The organism is Enterobacter sp. 120016 (assembly GCF_018383635.1).
GTDB lineage: Bacteria > Pseudomonadota > Gammaproteobacteria > Enterobacterales > Enterobacteriaceae > Enterobacter > Enterobacter asburiae_D.
In genome coordinates, this window is the sequence record NZ_JAHAWC010000007.1 from 168,796 (window position 1) to 185,246 (window position 16,451).

Genomic DNA, 16,451 nt, shown 5'->3' on the forward strand with positions numbered 1-16,451 from the left:
CGATCCTCTTAAGCCTGCCACGGGTGAATAACAACGCCCTGCACTACGCGGTTGACCGTCCCGCTGGCGGATGGCGTATCGGGCGTATTGCCTACGCCGATCGACTGGGTGAGCGCAAAGACCTGGGCATACATCAGGAAGCAGAACGCCTGTTCCATATCGATAAACGGACGTGAAGGCGGCAGCAGAATGTGCGGACCCGCTTCAATGACCGGATCGTTTTCAGCGGCGATGGCGACGACGCGCAGGGCCTGGCGATCGCGGCGCAGCTCGGCTAGCAGATCCAGATCGTACTGACGCGTATACGGATGGCTGGAGATGAACACCACCACCAGCGTTTCGCTATCGACCAGCGACTTCGGCCCGTGACGGAAGCCCGTCGGGGAATCGTAAAACGCCGCCAGCTTGCCCGCCGTCAGCTCCAGCACCTTCAGCGCCGATTCGCGCGCCGCGCCCTGCAGGCCGCCGCTTCCCAGATAGACAACGCGTTTCCACGCTTCATTGCCAAAGACGCCGTGGCTGAAATCACCGAGCGCAGTGAGGATCGCTTGACAGCGATCGGCGACGTCGCGGAAGGTGTGGCTATTGATCGTTTCCGGCGCGAACACCGCCAGACAGCTCGCCATCATGGTGGTGATGCTGCTGGTCATCGCGAACCCGCGATCGTGCGTTTCGGCAGGCATCAGCAGGGCAAAGGCGTTATCGCTGTCGACGGCGTTCTGATACAGGCTGCCCGCCTCGTTACAGGTGATCGACAGGTGGTAGCACTCCGGCACGAACTGGTTTGCCAGCTCTACGACCGCGACGCTTTCCGGGCTGTTGCCGGAGCGGGCAAACGAAATCAGCAGCAGCGGATGCGCAGGGCTGAAGTAGTCCATTGGGTTCGTGACCAGATCGGTTGTCGGGACGGCAGTGAAGTTTTTCCCGGTGTAGCTCGCGAGCCAGGGAGAAACGATATCGCCGATAAAGGCGGACGTGCCCGCGCCGGTCAGGACGATCCGCAGATCGTCCTTGCGCAGCAGCGGCGTCAGGAAAATGTCGATCGAAGCACGCAGGTTATCTATGTTGTTGAGCGAGCGGATCCAGCTGGCAGGCTGCTGGCGGATCTCTTCCTCGGTCCAGGTGCCGGTTGTCGCGGCGGTAGTGGTTTGTGGCATAACTCAGTCCTTAGTCTTGTGAATTCCACATCAGACGCTGGCAATCGTGTCGCTATCTTTCGTTTCGTTTCACTTGTTCACTTAAGCAGTTAAATAAAATCTATAGAAAAGAAATCGAAACTTCAATGGAAGAAAAGAAATAAAACGAAAAGTGTGATCGTGAAAGGAAAGGGAAGAGTTAAGGAAAGGAAAAGAAAGGCCTTACGATCGGGTGCCGTAAGGCCAACAGGAGACACAATGAAAGGGCTAAAGGGGGAGAGCCTGGCCCTGAATCCAGATCTGCTGGAGGTGTAAACCCCCGTCCAGCGCAATGACATTGGCGCGTTTACCCGGGGCTAAGGATCCTAGCTGACCGTCAACGCCCAGCAGCCGGGCAGGGTGCAGCGAGGCCATATGGATAGCGTCTTCGGCGGTTACGCCCGCATACTCCACCATATTCCTGACCGCGGCATCCAGCGACAGCGTGCTGCCCGCCAGCCCGCCGGAGCCGGTTCGAACCACGCCGTTTTGCATCGAGACCTCTTCGCCACAAAGCGTGTACCGTCCGTCCGGCATACCTGCCGCCTGCATGGCATCGGTAATCAGCACCACGCGCTCCTGCGCGCAGCAGCAGCATAAGCGCAGCGCCCCCGGATGGACGTGGTGGCCGTCGGCAATCAGCTCCAGCCACGCCCTTTTGTCCGTAAGCCCTGCGCCGACCATGCCGGGCTCTCTGTGGTGCAGCCCCGTCATGCCGTTGTAGCAGTGAACCAGCCCGTCGGCACCCGCATCAAACGCGGCGAGAGTTTGCCGGTGCGTGGCAGCGCTGTGACCCAGCATCACGCGTATACCGCGCTGTTTAAGATGGCGAATCGCCTGCAGCGCGCCGGGTTTTTCTGGCGCGAGCGCCACTACCCGCAGCGTGCCCTGTGAAACGTCAGCCAGCCTGTCCAGCTCGGCGATATCCAGCTCCCTGAAGAGCTCCGGCGGATGCGCCCCTTTGTTCTGCGGCGTAAAGTACGGTCCTTCCAGATAGCTGCCCAGGATCTGCGCGCCGGGACCGCCGGACTGAGTGCGCCGGGCGATACGTATCAGCGCGGCGTGGATACTCTCCAGCGGCGCGGTCACGGTGGTGGGCAGAAATGCGCCCACGCCTTCGCGGGCTTTATGCATTGCCAGAGTATCCAGCACGCCGGGCGCATCATCCATGACGTCCACGCCCGCGCCGCCGTGGACGTGCGTATCGATATAGGCCGGGCAAAGCAGCTCCGCATCCCGCGTCGTAACGCCCGCCGGGATGGGTTCAATCGCCGCAACCGCACCGCTTTCAATGCGTAGCTGGTGGTCGTCCAGCCAGCCCTGTTCGGTAAGGATCCGTCGCGCGCGCAGCAGCTGGCTCATATCCCTTCCTCAGCAGGGGCTTCCTCGCGACAGCGCCCCAGCTCGTCCACCAGGCTCGTCAGGCCGCGGTGTCCGCACTCCAGCGCCTGCAGACGAAACGCTTCGCTGCTTAATCCGTCGCGCTCCAGCACCATCTCCAACAGCAGCTGCAGGTTGGTGCCGGTGATCACTTCGCGGCCCGGCCTTTGCATCGCGAGCGTTGACGCTACGCGGAACGGCGTGCCGCCGAGCAGGTCGGTGAGAAACACAATATCGTGCTGCGCATCGAGTTCGCTGACCGCCTGCTCAAGCTGAGCGGTCAGCCGCGCGGTGGTGGAGGTTTCAGGAAAATCGATGGCGATAAACTGCGGCTGCTCGCCGAGGATCTGCTTCATCGCCTGCTCAAGCCCGCTGGCAAACCCGCCGTGACCCGTCAAAATAATGCCTAACATCGCAACCTCTTTGCTTTTACAGGAAGTGACAGAATTTACCGACAACGCCCAGCAGCACGGTGATACCGATTAGCCGCAGCGGGCTCCAGCCGCGGCGTACCAGCCAGAACATCGTCAGGGTGTAGACAAGCGGCAGGAACGCGGGCATCAGCTTGTCGATGACGTCGGCCTGCAGTTTGACGACCGCATCACCCGCCTTGATTTCGAGCGTGGTATTGAGGCGGACGTAGGTTGCCACCAGCGCGCCGATCACCGTCATCCCCACGATAGACGCTGCGTGGCCAACCTTTTTGGTGTTGGCTTTAATCAGCGGAATGGCCGCGACGCCCATCCGGTAAGCGTAATGCGCCAGGCCAAAACGCAGGCCGAGGTGTACCACGTTAAACAGCACGATAAAGACCACCGCGCCCAGAATCGATCCTTGCAGCGCCAGGCTGGCACCAATACCGCCGCAGATGGGCAGCAGGGTTAGCCAGAACATGGCGTCGCCAATGCCGCCGAGCGGCGCGCCGACGGCAATTTTGGTGCTCTGGATGCTGTTCACATCCTGCTTGGATCGCTCCATCGCCAGAATGATGCCGATAACAAAGGTCACCAGGAACGGGTGGGTGTTAAAGAAGCCCATATGGCCTTTCATCGCCCGCGCCAGGTCCCGCTTGTTGGTGTGGATCTTTTTCAACGCGGGCAGCAGCCCGTACAGCCAGCCGGAGGCCTGCATACGTTCGTAGTTAAACGAGGCCTGCAGCAGCATGGAACGCCAGGCCACGCGGTTAATATCCTTTTTCGTCAGTTCGGCACCGATGTTTTGGTCTTCGTAGACGTTTTCATTCACGCCGGTCAGCAGCGTCTCTTCGCTTTCAGACACGCCCGGCAGGGTGGTTTGGTTAGATGCCATCTTCGAATTCCTCTTTCTGGGCTGCGGGAGCCGTCGGTTCAGGTGATTTACGCATCAGGTCGATCAGCGCCATGGCCAGCGCGGCCGCCGCAATCGCCAGCACCGGAAGCTTGAGCCAGGCGGCGGCGACAAAGCCGATAATGAAGTAAGGGATGTAGACGTTTTTCATCATGATCTTCAGCAGCACGGCGAAGCCGATGGCTGGCATGATGCCGCCCGCGACGCCGAGGCCGTCAATCAACCGTGCTGGCAGAACGTCAATGGCGGTTTTTGCATGTTCCGCACCGAAGTAGATCGGCAGGAACGCGCACAGAAAATAGAAGATGCCGAGCGCCAGCAGCGCAAGATAGTTAACCCGTTCAATACCGTGAGTATCTGCATTGGCCGCCATGCGATCGCAGCGTGACATGACGCCGGACATTACCGAGAAGAGGAACGTAATCCCCATCTGAACCGCCACGGCAAACGGCACGGCGACGCCAACCGCGACTTCTGGCTTCACGCCGGTGCTGATGGCAAAGGCGGTACCCACGATGGTGCCGATAATGACGTTAGGCGGCTGGGCACCGGCGAGCGGGGCCAGCCCCATCCAGACCAGCTCTAACGTACCGCCGGTCAAAATGCCGGTGTGCAGATCGCCCAGAATCAGGCCGACCAGCGGCCCGAGTACCACCGGGCGGTGCATGTGCGTTAACCCGTTAAACATATCCAGACCGGCGATAAAGGCGAGTATGCCTAACCCCAGCGCCTGCAACAGACTGATTTCCATTGTGAATCCCTCAGAGCAGTTTAAAGAGATCCAAAGCAGTTTCTGTTGGAACGCCCTGAACGAAGCATTCCACACCGGCCGCTTTCAGGCCGTTGAACGCGGCGATATCGTTCGTGTCGACAGAGACCGTTTTGGCAATTTGTTGTTTGCCACTGGCGTAGTGCATGTTTCCGACGTTAATACGGGTGATGGGCACGCCGCCCTCAACCAGCTTCAGAAAATCGGCGGGTGATTTGCAGACCAGCAGGATTTTCTGGCGGTCAGCGGCGCGATGAATGTTGTCGATGACCTTTTGCAGCGACCAGAAACGCACGGCAATCCCTTCCGCGAGCACCATTTCCATCAGGTTCTGTTGAACCGGATCCTCAGCGACCTCGTCGTTAGCGACCAGCACCAGGTTTGCCCCCGCAAACCCCACCCACTGCACGCCCACCTGACCGTGGATCAGGCGTTCGTCGATGCGGCATAAGACAATGTTTGGCATAGCGTTTTCCTCTTTTTTAATTATGCGTTTTGAGTCGTTACGCCTTCGCAGGCGGCGTGGTACTGCTGGAGTATGTCCTGAATGTGGTCGATGATGAGTTCCCGTGGCGTTGACTTGAGAGCGCCCTCGCGAACTTTGCCGTACTGAAACGGCAGGTACTGGCTGATCAGCGGCAGAGGAATAGGCTCGTCTGCCAGGTTACGCACCAGCCGTTCAAAGGCGTCGTCGATCTGGCTGTCCGGCCAGTAGTAGCGCACGCGGTCTGAGTAGCTGTAGCCGCGCGCCAGGCGACGCGCGTTGCCGTCACCGTGGTAATGGCTTTGCCAGTATTCCGGGCGATCGAGCATGACGTTTTCCAGCACGTGACGCAGGCCGGAGCTGGCTTTTGCCGGCAGCAGCTCCTCTTCTATGGCGGCCAGCGAGAACAGCGCTTCGCGCAGGGCGAAGGTCAGGGCGGGGCCAACTTTCAGAATCGCAAAGTGATCGTTGACCAGCTGACGCAGCGCCTGCGGCGTCTGGTAGTCGGTGGAGTGCGCTTCAAACACCAGCGTATCGTAGGCTTCAACCATTTTGCTCAGGGCAACGGCTTTCTGCGGCTGATAGTCGCAGACGTGCGCGTGGTCGAACTCCACGCCAGGCTGGACCACCAGGCCAATAATGCGCGGCCAGATGTCGCTCAAGCCTTCCTTTTCGAACGCGTGGCGGTGCGCTTCAAGCGTGGCGCGTGCCGCGTCCGGCGTGGTGACGGCAAGTTCGGTGAGCGCCTCGTGCGCGCCGCCGGGAACCGGCACTTCCGTGCCGATAACGTAGACCAGATCGGATTCACCAAACCGATCGCGACAGGTCGCTTCGGCAATCTTCGCCAGGCGTGCGGCGCGACCGGCGACGATCGCATCGGTCAGGGGAACCGGATCGTCCTCGCAGGACATGCTGCAGTCCAGGTGGATCTTTTTGAATCCGGCAGAAACATAGCTTTTGATCAGATCGTCGGCGTTTGCCATCGCCTGTTCCGCAGGGAGATTTTGCCAGCGGTTAGGGCCTAAATGATCGCCGCCGAGGATCAGCTGTGACGTCGGGAAACCGAGCGAATCAGCAAGCTGGCAGACAAATCCGTAAAAATCCGCAGGCGTCATGCCGGTATAGCCGCCAAACTGATCCACCTGGTTGGAGGTGGCCTCGATCAGCAGCGGCGACTGATGCGAATGCGCGTAACGAATGGCAGCTTCAAGTACCAGCGGATGTGCGGAACAGACGGCATAGATCCCGTTTGAATTCCCTCGTTTATGTTGTTCCACCATTTCTGTCAGATGTTTCACTTTCCTCTCCATTTCGGATGGTAATGATACTTGTCTTTCGTTTTGTTTCATTTAATCCTGCATCATGGTGATATAAAAATAAAACGAAAGATAATAGATTTCCGATCTGTTTCACAAAAGAAACATAATGAAAGGTTTCAGCGCAGTGTTGGCTTGCTTCTGGACGTAAGGCGGGACTTGCATTCCCGTAAAAGAAAGGCCTTAATAGGCAAAACGAAATGAAACGAAAGACTATTTATTAAGGAGCTCGTATGAGCAGCACCGATTCATCCGCGGAAAAGCGCATCACCGGCACCAGTGAAAGGCGAGAGCAGATCATTCAGCGGTTGCGGGCGCAGGGAAGCGTGCAGGTTAACGACCTGTCTCATCTGTACGGCGTATCGACGGTGACGATCCGCAACGATCTGGCGTTCCTGGAGAAGCAGGGCATTGCCGTTCGCGCTTACGGTGGGGCATTGATATGCGAAGGCAACATGCCGGGCGCTGAGCCTTCCGTGGAGGATAAAAGCTCGCTGAATACGGCGGTGAAGCGCAGCATCGCGCAGGCCGCTGCCGCGCTGGTCAAACCCGGGCACCGTATTATTCTGGACTCCGGCACCACGACGTTTGAAATCGCCCGCATGCTGCGCCAGCACACGGACGTCATTGCGATGACCAACGGGATGAACGTGGCGAATGCGTTGCTGGAAGCGGAAGGGGTGGAATTGCTGATGACCGGCGGGCATCTGCGCCGTCAGTCGCAATCTTTCTACGGTGACCAGGCAGAACAGTCGCTACAGAATTACCATTTTGACCTGCTGTTCCTGGGCGTTGACGCCATCGATCTCGATCGCGGCGTGAGCACGCACAACGAGGATGAAGCCCGTCTGAACCGCAAAATGTGCGAGGTGGCGGAGCGCATTATCGTTGTCACTGACTCCAGCAAATTTAACCGCTCAAGCCTGCATAAAATCATTGATACGCAAAGGATTGATATGATTATTGTCGATGAAGGCATTCCGGCGGAGAGCCTGGACGGGCTGCGGAAAAGCGGGATTGATGTGGTGTTGGTTTAAGGTTTTTACCCTCTCCCCTATGGGGAGAGGGTAGGGTAAGGGGAAGTCACGTCACCGGTGCCGGGTTAAACACCGCCAGCTGATTATGCAGCCCCCACTGGTCGGAGAACGTTTTCTTCCGTCCGCTGGCGACATCCAGAATGAAGTGGAACAGTTTCCAGCCCACGTCCTCAATACTCTCTTCTCCGGTGGCGATGGTGCCCGCGTTGATGTCCATCAAGTCATACCAGCGGTTTGCCAGCTCGGTGCGGGTCGCCATCTTGATTACCGGCACCGCCATCAGGCCGTACGGCGTGCCGCGCCCGGTGGTAAAGACCTGCACCGTAATGCCGGACGCCACCTGCTGCGTGCCGCAGACGAAGTCGCTGGCAGGCGTTGCCGCGTAAATCAGGCCGCGTTTCGTCGGGCGCTGGCCCGGAGAGAGCACTTCCACAATCGCGCTCTGGCCGGATTTGGCAATCGACCCGAGGGCTTTTTCCACCACGTTTGCCAGGCCGCCTTTTTTGTTGCCCGGAGACGGGTTGGCGCTGCGGTCGGTTTTGCCCATATCGAGATAGCTATCGTACCAGGCCATTTCCTCGAGCAGGCGCTTGCCCACCTCTTCATTCACGGCGCGTGGCGTCAGCAGATGGATGGCGTCACGCACTTCGGTCACCTCGGAGAACATCACCGTGGCGCCGCAGCGCACGAACAGATCGGATGCATAGCCCACCGCCGGGTTGGCCGTCACGCCGGAGAAGGCATCGCTGCCGCCGCACTGGGTGCCCACTACCAGTTCCGAGGCCGGGCACGTTTGGCGCTGGCGCCGGTTGAGTTTGTCGAGATGACGCTCTGCCACCTGCAGAATATCGTCGACCATTGAGCGGAACCCAACGTGGCGTTCGTCCTGCAGGCGCACGATGCTGGCCTCGTCTACCGGAATGGCTTTGACATCTTCAGTGCCCTGCAGCAGGCGCTCGGGCTGCAATTTTTCACACCCCAGACCGATGACCATCACCTCGCCGCCAAAGTTCGGGTTCAGGGCGATATTGTGAATGGTACGGATAGGCACCACGGCAGCGGGGGCGTTAATCGCCACGCCGCAGCCGTAGAGGTGGTTCAGGCCCACCACGCCGTCGACGTTCGGGTATTTCGGCAGCAGATCGCGTTCGATGATTTTCACCACGTAATCCACGACGCCCGCCACGCAGTGCACGCTGGTGGTAATGCCGAGCAGGTTCTTGGTGCCGACGCTGCCGTCCGCGTTGCGGTAGCCTTCGAAGGTATAGCCCTCCAGCGGAGGAAGCGGTTCCGGCACGCGGGTCGCCAGCGGAAGCGTGTTCAGCGGCGGCGCTTCAGGCAGCGCCACCAGCGACTCCTCAACCCAACTCCCCTGTGGTATAGAGCGAACGGCATAGCCGATGACTTCACCGTAACGTACGATTTCGCTATTAGCAGGGATATCTACCAGGGCGACCTTATGCCCCTGCGGAATATGCTCAATCAATTCCAGCCCGTCCGGGAAGCGGGTGCCCGCTTTTAAGCCATTATCGTTGACAATAATCGCCACATTATCGGTGTCGTGTACTTTGATATAAAACGCCGTCGGCGATGCCTGTCGAATTTCAATGTCGGCCATTGTTCAGTATTCTCCAGCAAAGTGTCTGATAATAATTCCAGCCAATTTTCTAATGGTAGAAATAAATACGCGGCTTTCAGAATTAAAGCATGTCAGCATAGGGGGCATGAAAATGTGATCGCGATCGCTCCCGAACCGGTAATCCCTGATTCTGTGCATTAGCGCCCAGTGCTTTGTGCATATGCAAAAATTTTTATCAAAATGTATCGCAATGCTTGAGCATTACAACAATGTGTGGTCGTGGATTGCGTCTTATACTGAATGACGATTTTATAACGCCAAAATACGTCAGAATAATAAATATAATGCTGGTGCGGTGTCTGAATAAATAAAATGATACTGAAAAAGGCTGCGGAATAAAAAAGGTAAATACGATGAGTAACGATATCTTCCCGAATAAATTTAAAGCGGCCCTCGCGGCGCACCAGATTCAAATTGGCTGCTGGTCCGCGCTGGCAAACCCAATCAGCACCGAAGTGCTGGGCCTGGCCGGTTTCGACTGGCTGGTGCTGGACGGCGAACATGCGCCGAACGATATCAGCACGTTTATTCCGCAGCTGATGGCGCTGAAAGGCAGCCACAGCGCCCCGGTAGTGCGTGTACCCACCAATGAGCCGGTGATTATCAAGCGTCTGCTGGATATTGGTTTCTACAATTTCCTGATCCCGTTTGTGGAGACGGAAGAACAAGCGGCGCTGGGCGTAGCCTCAACGCGCTATCCGCCAGAAGGGATCCGCGGCGTTTCCGTTTCGCATCGCGCCAATATGTTTGGCACCGTGCCGGACTACTTCGCGCAGTCTAATAACAACATCACCATTCTGGTTCAGATCGAGAGCCAGCAGGGCGTTGATAACGTCGACGCGATTGCAGCCACAAACGGTGTGGACGGTATCTTCGTCGGCCCAAGCGATCTGGCTGCCGCCTTTGGCCATCTGGGTAACGCCAGCCACCCTGACGTGCAGCGCGCGATCCAGCACATCTTTGCCCGCGCTAAAGCACACGGCAAACCGTGCGGCATTCTGGCGCCGGTTGAGGCTGATGCCCGTCGCTATCTGGAGTGGGGAGCCACGTTTGTTGCCGTCGGCAGCGACCTCGGCGTATTCCGCTCGGCTACGCAGAAATTAGCGGACACTTTTAAAAAATAACCATCATTGAGGAAACAGATTATGACGCTGAAAGTGGGTTTTATTGGCCTGGGGATCATGGGTAAACCAATGAGTAAGAACCTCATCAAAGCGGGTTACTCACTGGTGGTATCCGATCATAATTCGCAGGCCGTGGCTGAGGTAATGGCGGCTGGCGCAGAAACGGCCACCACCGCCAGAGCCATTGCCGAGCAGTGCGATGTCATCATCACCATGCTGCCAAACTCCCCGCATGTTAAAGAGGTCGCGCTGGGTGAAAACGGCATTATCGACGGTGCGAAGCCGGGCCTGGTACTGATTGATATGAGCTCTATTGCGCCGCTCGCAAGCCGTGAAATCAGCGAGGCGTTAAAAGCGAAGGGCGTCGATATGCTGGATGCGCCGGTCAGCGGCGGTGAGCCGAAAGCGATCGACGGCACGCTGTCGGTGATGGTAGGCGGCGATAAAGCTGTATTCGATAGATACTACGACCTGATGAAAGCCATGGCGGGCTCCGTGGTGCATACCGGGGACATCGGGGCGGGTAACGTGACCAAGCTGGCAAATCAGGTTATTGTGGCGCTGAACATTGCCGCCATGTCCGAAGCGCTGACGCTGGCAACCAAAGCGGGCGTCAATCCGGATCTGGTCTATCAGGCCATTCGCGGTGGTCTGGCGGGCAGTACCGTGCTGGATGCCAAAGCGCCGATGGTCATGGATCGTAATTTCAAACCCGGTTTCCGCATCGACCTGCATATCAAAGATCTGGCGAACGCGCTGGATACGTCACACGGCGTGGGCGCACAGCTGCCGCTGACCGCGGCGGTCATGGAGATGATGCAGGCGCTGCGTGCCGATGGCCTGGGCACGGCCGATCACAGCGCGATTGCATGCTACTACGAAAAACTGGCGAAGGTGGAAGTGGCGCGTTAATCACGCCTTGCCCACACCTTAGGGTGACAGCGGCGCGCAAACCCTCTATACTACGCGCCGAAGCTGACCAGACAGTCGCCGCTTCGTCGTCGTCCCTTTCGGGGGAGACGGGCGGAGGGGAGGAAAGTCCGGGCTCCATAGGGCAGGGTGCCAGGTAACGCCTGGGGGGGAAACCCACGACCAGTGCAACAGAGAGCAAACCGCCGATGGCCCGCGCAAGCGGGATCAGGTAAGGGTGAAAGGGTGCGGTAAGAGCGCACCGCGCGGCTGGTAACAGTCCGTGGCACGGTAAACTCCACCCGGAGCAAGGCCAAATAGGGGTTCACAAGGTACGGCCCGTACTGAACCCGGGTAGGCTGCTTGAGCCAGTGAGCGATTGCTGGCCTAGATGAATGACTGTCCACGACAGAACCCGGCTTATCGGTCAGCTTCAACTTCTTCTAAAACGATCGTTGATGTGTCTCAGGTGTAAAAAATGGGATGCATCAGCGGTTGTCTTTTTTCCTGCCCTCCATTACGTATACCTATTGAGTAATACCTGATTAAGTTTTACTTAAGTCTGATGTTTCTTGTTTGAGAGATTATTGCTTGTAAACTGTCCAGCATTGTTATTTCCATAACAAGTAGAGGGACTTATGGCAACAGGTTATTATCTGCGGGTTGGAGACCAAACTACCTGTGGTGGCAAAATCTTAACCGGAACCCCGGTAATAGATTGGTACGGTGCTAACGCTGCGCGCGAAGGCGATTTTGTTTCTTGTGGAAAAAATCCAGGTGTTTCCTACAAAATTATCGGGGGCACAGAGGGATTTTTGGACAAAACGCAGCAGTTAGCCGGAACATTGGATAGTATCAGCTCCTGCCCGTGCAAGGCGAAGTTCATTCCTTCCATTCCGGACTGTTATGAAAAAGAAAATGTATCTTCGTCAAGACGTTCAAATGTAGCGGCAGCGTCCCCAGTCGCACTGATGCCAAAACTTCGTTCAGAGCCGGAACCAGAACAGCACGCCCAGACCGCGAAAAAGAAAACAGGAATAGACGCAGGTTTTGCCATTATCCCCTATGGTGGCACTACGGAAGCCTGGCAACGTCTGTTGTTCACAGAGAGCCCACCTGCAGGTGTAAAAGAACTCTTTGCCGCGCTGAACGGCCGGGATGAAAGATATAAAGCCGGTTCTATTATGCTGGTGGTTGACCCTGATAAGCAGGACAGAGAACAAATTGCACATATGCGGACCGCGAAAGCGCGAGTTGATGCAGCGTTAGCTCCTCTCTCCATTCAGCAAGCCAACTTTCTCTACAAGTACAAAGACACCATTGAGATGTTCGCTGCTGCTGCCAGTACGGCGAGCGATACTTATGGATACTCAGGACAAGCAACCGAAGCCGCGAAAGGGTATTTTGAACAGGTAGAAAAAATCCTTGTCGAGATAGAGAAAACCTACAAGAACCAGTACATCACCAGTGGCACACTGATCGGTGAACAATTCTTTGTTGAGCGCCGTCGCCTGTTCGGGTAACTCGATAGCGTGCTGAAGATGTTCATGAAGCATCGTTTCATGTTCAATGAATACACCGACCTTAAAAGCGCCCTCGGCCTTTCCAGCCGTTCAATCACTCACCGCTGGAATGAAACAGGCATTAGCGATATAGAGGGTTACGCCACCCACATTGAGAAGCTGGCGAAGTACGTCAAGTGGATGGAAACAGCCGGGAAGATCGGCATTGGTCTGTCTGCCTTTGATACAGCCGCAAAGATCATCGAAGCCTGCACCGTGGGCCGAGATTGTGCGAAAATGTCGTTTACCTCTATTGGAGAGTTTTCCGGTAGCCTGAACGGCGGTGCGATAGCTGGAAAAATTGCGGGTACAGCCGCAGCAAATACCGTCTGTGCGATAGTGCTTGGCGCTGCAACCATAGAAGCCGCAGGTGCCGGAGCATTACTTTGTACGCTTGGTGTAAATGGCGCTATTGCATATGGGAGCGATAAAGCCACATCCGCGTTCGGTGGCTTCGTTGGTGAATCGCTATATGAGGTTACAAGCAATGACCATTGATGACCTACTTAGCGCCAAGGCAACAGTAATTATTGGTGCACTTGCTTTCGGCTTCGGTATAGCCAGTATCATAGCCTCAGTTCTGAACAGGGATAGATTTAAAGAGATCTGCATCCTGTACAAAGAAAGATACGGTAGTTTGCCTGATGCTGTATTGCTGTTCGAGAACGTCAACACGCTCTATGTCAAAGTGGCATACAGCACAAAAGTGAGTTTTATATACATGCCGCTGTTGTGGAATAAAAGCTCAATCCTGACCAAAAACGATGACAAGGACTTTATTCGTGGGCTACCAAAACGGCTTATTGGCCCATTCTACGCGGAGATATACCTGGCGGTTGTCAGTCTGTTGTTTTTTATCGTTGGTGTATTACAAATGTTAGCAATTAGGCATGGTTGGGTGTGAAAGGAGCTTTACTCGGTGGACTTTGCACTGTAACACAAACGGCGATACAGTCTGCGACACACGACAACCCCAGCGCCGCAAATGCCTGACGTATGGTTGAACGAAGCCGTCTTATCGGTCAGCTTCAACTTCTTAAAAAACCCCGCTTCGGCGGGGTTTTTGCTTTCAGGGTGTTGTAGGTCGGGTAAGCGCAGCGCCACCCGACAAACGACATCAATTCTCATATTTGCGACATTAAGCACATTTCACTGTTTTTACCCCCTCAGTGTCGCTCCTGTATCTGTAGACGATCGCCATCACAAAATTTCACGCTAAAAAACGCACGATTTTCAGTATTGATAATTTGTTATGATTGTTACCTTAATGATCGCGAAACTTTTCTCGTTTGATATACATATATTGAAATCAAATACATTTCTCCCGTGAATATGTGACGTATTCCACTCTTTTCCGCAAGCATGAAAATTCGCGTCGGAAAAATTTGATAAATTGAAAGAATGTTTCAAACAATTAGCGGTTATTTATTGGCCTTTAATTGCCTGAAATATCGTCTTTATTGATTTTTTCCGGACGGTAAAATTTATCAGGGTTATCGCCATAAAATAAATTTATTACCGCTATTTTTGTTGATCAATATCAGCGTAGTAGCATATTTATACTGTGGTATCTATTTGATATATATTTGTTTTATTGGTTTTATGATGTGTGTGTTAAGGGGCCTGGAAAGCAAATTGTGAGTAACAGCACATACCCCTTCAAACATTATTGAGTAGAATTCACCCCGTCATAGGGAAATAAGTGCAGAATATTATGAACACTATTATTCTACCGAAAACACAGCACCTCGTGGTATTTCAGGAAGTCATTAAAAGTGGCTCCATAGGTTCTGCAGCAAGACAGCTGGGCCTGACGCAACCCGCCGTCAGCAAAATCATCAGCGATATTGAGTCCTACTTCGGCGTGGAAGTGATGGTGCGTAAAAACACCGGCGTAAAACTCACTGCCGCGGGCCAGGTTCTGCTCTCGTACTCTGAGTCGATCACCCGCGAAATGAAAAACATGGTGAGTGAGATTAACAGCCTGAGTTTCAGCACCGTTATGGACGTTTCCTTTGGTTACCCGTCGCTGATCGGCTTTACCTTCCTGTCTGAGATGATCAAAAAATTCAAGGAAGTGTTCCCGAAAGCACGCGTCTCGATGTATGAAGCCCAGCTCTCCTCTTTCCTGCCGGCCATTCGCGACGGTCGTCTGGATTTCGCTATCGGCACGCTGAGTGATGAAATGCTGTTGCAGGATCTGCACGTCGAACCGCTGTTTGAGTCCGAGTTTGTGCTGGTCGCCAGCAAAACGCGAACGTGCACCGGCCCGACGACACTGGCATCGCTCACGCACGAGCAGTGGGTGATGCCGCAAACCGATATGGGCTACTACAAAGAACTTCTGACCACCCTGCAAGACAACCACATCAGCATCGAAAACATCGTCCAGACCGATTCCGTCGTCACCATTTATAACCTTGTCCTGAATGCCGATTATCTGACGGTCATTCCCCGCGACATGATTGCACCGTTCGGTTCTGACCAGTTTATAGTGCTGCCAGTGGAAGATGAATTACCCGTGGCGCGTTATGCTGCCGTGTGGTCAAAAAATTACAGGATTAAAAAATCGGCGTCAGTATTAGTTGAGCTGGCAAAACAATATTCGTCGATGAATATCGAAAGACGACGATGAATAATTAGCACCCATTTTAAAAACACCCAGAGCGTTAACGTGTTAACGCGCTGATACCCTGACTTTGCCTGAAAAGAATGAATTATTATAACGAGGATATTATGCATATTACCTACGATCTCCCGGTAACGATTGAAGATATTCAGGACGCCAGAAAACGACTGGCAGGAAAAATATATAAAACCGGTATGCCACGTTCGAATTACCTGAGCGAACGCTGTAAGGGTGAAATATTCCTGAAGTTTGAGAACATGCAGCGTACCGGCTCGTTTAAGATCCGCGGCGCGTTTAACAAGTTAAGCTCGCTGACCGACGCTGAAAAACGCAAGGGCGTTGTCGCCTGCTCCGCGGGGAACCACGCGCAGGGGGTGTCCCTCTCCTGCGCCATGCTCGGCATCGACGGCAAAGTAGTGATGCCGATGGGTGCGCCGAAATCCAAGGTTGCCGCTACCCGCGACTACTCCGCAGAAGTCGTGCTGCACGGTGAAAACTTCAACGACACCATCGCCAAAGTCAGCGAAATCGTCGAGATGGAAGGGCGTATTTTTATTCCCCCTTACGACGATGCCAAAGTGATCGCCGGGCAGGGCACCATCGGTCTTGAAATTCTCGAAGATTTATACGACGTGGATAACGTCATTGTGCCTATCGGCGGTGGCGGTTTAATTGCCGGGATTGCGACGGCAATTAAATCCATCAACCCAACCATTAATATCATCGGCGTGCAGTCAGAAAATGTTCACGGCATGGCGGCATCGTATCAGGCCGGAGAAATAATGAGCCATCGCGTTACCGGCACGCTGGCCGACGGCTGTGACGTTTCTCGTCCCGGTAATTTACCGTTCGAAATTGTTCGCGAGCTGGTTGATGACATTGTGCTGGTCAGCGAAGACAACATTCGCGACAGCATGATCGCGCTTATTCAGCGAAATAAAGTGGTGACGGAAGGCGCGGGCGCGCTGGCCTGTGCCGCGTTATTAAGCGGCAAGCTTGACCACTATATTCAGGGTCGTAAAACCGTCTGCATTATTTCCGGCGGCAATATCGATCTCTCCCGTGTTTCCCAAATTACCGGCTTCGTTGACGCATAAAGGT

The 16,451-nt window shown here is 55.1% G+C and carries 16 protein-coding genes and 1 other RNA gene; 9 read left to right on the forward strand and 8 right to left on the reverse strand.

The features are described from left to right. Positions 1 to 8 precede the first annotated feature (8 nt). The 7 genes from KIF87_RS12595 to kbaZ all read right to left on the reverse strand — a co-directional run bounded on the left by KIF87_RS12595 (position 9) and on the right by kbaZ (position 6,432). The gene (locus KIF87_RS12595) at positions 9 to 1,157 is read right to left on the reverse strand and encodes an SIS domain-containing protein (RefSeq protein WP_213328891.1); all 1,149 of its coding nucleotides are present in this window, start codon (positions 1,155 to 1,157) and stop codon (positions 9 to 11) included. Between the two features lie 246 nt (positions 1,158 to 1,403). Beyond that, positions 1,404 to 2,537 carry an N-acetylglucosamine-6-phosphate deacetylase gene (nagA, locus tag KIF87_RS12600; protein WP_213328892.1) on the reverse strand — a complete coding sequence of 378 codons (1,134 nt, stop codon included), beginning with the start codon at positions 2,535 to 2,537 and terminating at the stop codon, positions 1,404 to 1,406. Then, on the reverse strand, positions 2,534 to 2,968 hold the full coding sequence (agaF, locus tag KIF87_RS12605; RefSeq protein WP_159514984.1) for a PTS galactosamine/N-acetylgalactosamine transporter subunit IIA: 435 nt from the start codon (positions 2,966 to 2,968) through the stop codon (positions 2,534 to 2,536). Before agaF ends, nagA begins: the two co-directional genes overlap by 4 nt. Positions 2,969 to 2,984: 16 nt before the next feature. Further along, complete coding sequence (gene agaE / locus KIF87_RS12610; protein WP_029739649.1) at positions 2,985 to 3,863, reverse strand: PTS N-acetylgalactosamine transporter subunit IID; 879 nt, start codon at positions 3,861 to 3,863, stop codon at positions 2,985 to 2,987. Next, on the reverse strand, positions 3,853 to 4,632 hold the full coding sequence (gene agaW / locus KIF87_RS12615) for a PTS N-acetylgalactosamine transporter subunit IIC (protein ID WP_024906387.1): 780 nt from the start codon (positions 4,630 to 4,632) through the stop codon (positions 3,853 to 3,855). Before agaW ends, agaE begins: the two co-directional genes overlap by 11 nt. 10 nt (positions 4,633 to 4,642) lie before the next feature. Beyond that, positions 4,643 to 5,116: a PTS N-acetylgalactosamine transporter subunit IIB gene (agaV, locus tag KIF87_RS12620; RefSeq protein ID WP_213328893.1), complete on the reverse strand. Its 474-nt coding sequence runs from the start codon at positions 5,114 to 5,116 to the stop codon at positions 4,643 to 4,645. Positions 5,117 to 5,136: 20 nt separating this feature from the next. Further along, positions 5,137 to 6,432, reverse strand: a complete 1,296-nt coding sequence (gene kbaZ / locus KIF87_RS12625) for a tagatose-bisphosphate aldolase subunit KbaZ (RefSeq protein WP_349628229.1) — start codon at positions 6,430 to 6,432, stop codon at positions 5,137 to 5,139. A gap of 251 nt (positions 6,433 to 6,683) precedes the next feature. On the opposite strand from kbaZ, the gene KIF87_RS12630 reads away from it, so the two are divergent. Beyond that, positions 6,684 to 7,487 carry a DeoR family transcriptional regulator gene (locus KIF87_RS12630; protein WP_063143552.1) on the forward strand — a complete coding sequence of 268 codons (804 nt, stop codon included), beginning with the start codon at positions 6,684 to 6,686 and terminating at the stop codon, positions 7,485 to 7,487. 46 nt (positions 7,488 to 7,533) lie between these two features. Here KIF87_RS12630 and garD read toward each other — a convergent pair whose 3' ends face one another. Then, entirely contained in the window at positions 7,534 to 9,105 is a 1,572-nt protein-coding gene (gene garD, locus KIF87_RS12635) for a galactarate dehydratase (protein ID WP_213328894.1), read from the reverse strand. 374 nt (positions 9,106 to 9,479) lie between these two features. Between garD and garL the strand changes: the two genes are divergently transcribed. The 8 genes from garL (at position 9,480) to tdcB (ending at position 16,447) form a co-directional block, all read left to right on the forward strand. Further along, entirely contained in the window at positions 9,480 to 10,250 is a 771-nt protein-coding gene (gene garL, locus KIF87_RS12640; protein WP_213328895.1) for a 2-dehydro-3-deoxyglucarate aldolase, read from the forward strand. A 21-nt stretch (positions 10,251 to 10,271) separates the two neighbouring features. After that, complete coding sequence (garR, locus tag KIF87_RS12645) at positions 10,272 to 11,162, forward strand: 2-hydroxy-3-oxopropionate reductase (RefSeq protein WP_213328896.1); 891 nt, start codon at positions 10,272 to 10,274, stop codon at positions 11,160 to 11,162. A gap of 59 nt (positions 11,163 to 11,221) precedes the next feature. After that, an RNA gene (gene rnpB / locus KIF87_RS12650) (RNase P RNA component class A) lies at positions 11,222 to 11,598 on the forward strand. Between the two features lie 199 nt (positions 11,599 to 11,797). Beyond that, positions 11,798 to 12,682: a PAAR domain-containing protein gene (locus KIF87_RS23290; RefSeq protein ID WP_249665889.1), complete on the forward strand. Its 885-nt coding sequence runs from the start codon at positions 11,798 to 11,800 to the stop codon at positions 12,680 to 12,682. A 24-nt stretch (positions 12,683 to 12,706) separates the two neighbouring features. After that, the gene (locus tag KIF87_RS23295) at positions 12,707 to 13,219 is read left to right on the forward strand and encodes a hypothetical protein (protein WP_249665890.1); all 513 of its coding nucleotides are present in this window, start codon (positions 12,707 to 12,709) and stop codon (positions 13,217 to 13,219) included. Beyond that, positions 13,209 to 13,625 (forward strand): hypothetical protein, encoded by a 417-nt coding sequence (locus tag KIF87_RS12660; protein ID WP_249665891.1) that lies wholly within the window; start codon positions 13,209 to 13,211, stop codon positions 13,623 to 13,625. The genes KIF87_RS23295 and KIF87_RS12660 overlap by 11 nt, the downstream gene beginning before the upstream one ends. 810 nt (positions 13,626 to 14,435) lie before the next feature. Beyond that, positions 14,436 to 15,356 (forward strand): transcriptional regulator TdcA, encoded by a 921-nt coding sequence (tdcA, locus tag KIF87_RS12665; protein ID WP_008501504.1) that lies wholly within the window; start codon positions 14,436 to 14,438, stop codon positions 15,354 to 15,356. A 101-nt stretch (positions 15,357 to 15,457) separates the two neighbouring features. Continuing rightward, on the forward strand, positions 15,458 to 16,447 hold the full coding sequence (gene tdcB, locus KIF87_RS12670; RefSeq protein ID WP_032640996.1) for a bifunctional threonine ammonia-lyase/L-serine ammonia-lyase TdcB: 990 nt from the start codon (positions 15,458 to 15,460) through the stop codon (positions 16,445 to 16,447). The last annotated feature ends 4 nt before the right edge of the window (positions 16,448 to 16,451 follow it).

Bases quoted from the DNA above. Each gene is read 5' to 3' on its own strand.
- KIF87_RS12595 (WP_213328891.1), bottom strand. From the start codon at position 1,157: ATGCCACAAACCACTACCGCCGCGACAACCGGCACCTGGACCGAGGAA.
- nagA (WP_213328892.1), bottom strand. From the start codon at position 2,537: ATGAGCCAGCTGCTGCGCGCGCGACGGATCCTTACCGAACAGGGCTGG.
- agaF (WP_159514984.1), bottom strand. From the start codon at position 2,968: ATGTTAGGCATTATTTTGACGGGTCACGGCGGGTTTGCCAGCGGGCTT.
- agaE (WP_029739649.1), bottom strand. From the start codon at position 3,863: ATGGCATCTAACCAAACCACCCTGCCGGGCGTGTCTGAAAGCGAAGAG.
- agaW (WP_024906387.1), bottom strand. From the start codon at position 4,632: ATGGAAATCAGTCTGTTGCAGGCGCTGGGGTTAGGCATACTCGCCTTT.
- agaV (WP_213328893.1), bottom strand. From the start codon at position 5,116: ATGCCAAACATTGTCTTATGCCGCATCGACGAACGCCTGATCCACGGT.
- KIF87_RS12630 (WP_063143552.1), top strand. From the start codon at position 6,684: ATGAGCAGCACCGATTCATCCGCGGAAAAGCGCATCACCGGCACCAGT.
- garD (WP_213328894.1), bottom strand. From the start codon at position 9,105: ATGGCCGACATTGAAATTCGACAGGCATCGCCGACGGCGTTTTATATC.
- garL (WP_213328895.1), top strand. From the start codon at position 9,480: ATGAGTAACGATATCTTCCCGAATAAATTTAAAGCGGCCCTCGCGGCG.
- garR (WP_213328896.1), top strand. From the start codon at position 10,272: ATGACGCTGAAAGTGGGTTTTATTGGCCTGGGGATCATGGGTAAACCA.
- KIF87_RS23290 (WP_249665889.1), top strand. From the start codon at position 11,798: ATGGCAACAGGTTATTATCTGCGGGTTGGAGACCAAACTACCTGTGGT.
- KIF87_RS23295 (WP_249665890.1), top strand. From the start codon at position 12,707: ATGAAGCATCGTTTCATGTTCAATGAATACACCGACCTTAAAAGCGCC.
- KIF87_RS12660 (WP_249665891.1), top strand. From the start codon at position 13,209: ATGACCATTGATGACCTACTTAGCGCCAAGGCAACAGTAATTATTGGT.
- tdcA (WP_008501504.1), top strand. From the start codon at position 14,436: ATGAACACTATTATTCTACCGAAAACACAGCACCTCGTGGTATTTCAG.
- tdcB (WP_032640996.1), top strand. From the start codon at position 15,458: ATGCATATTACCTACGATCTCCCGGTAACGATTGAAGATATTCAGGAC.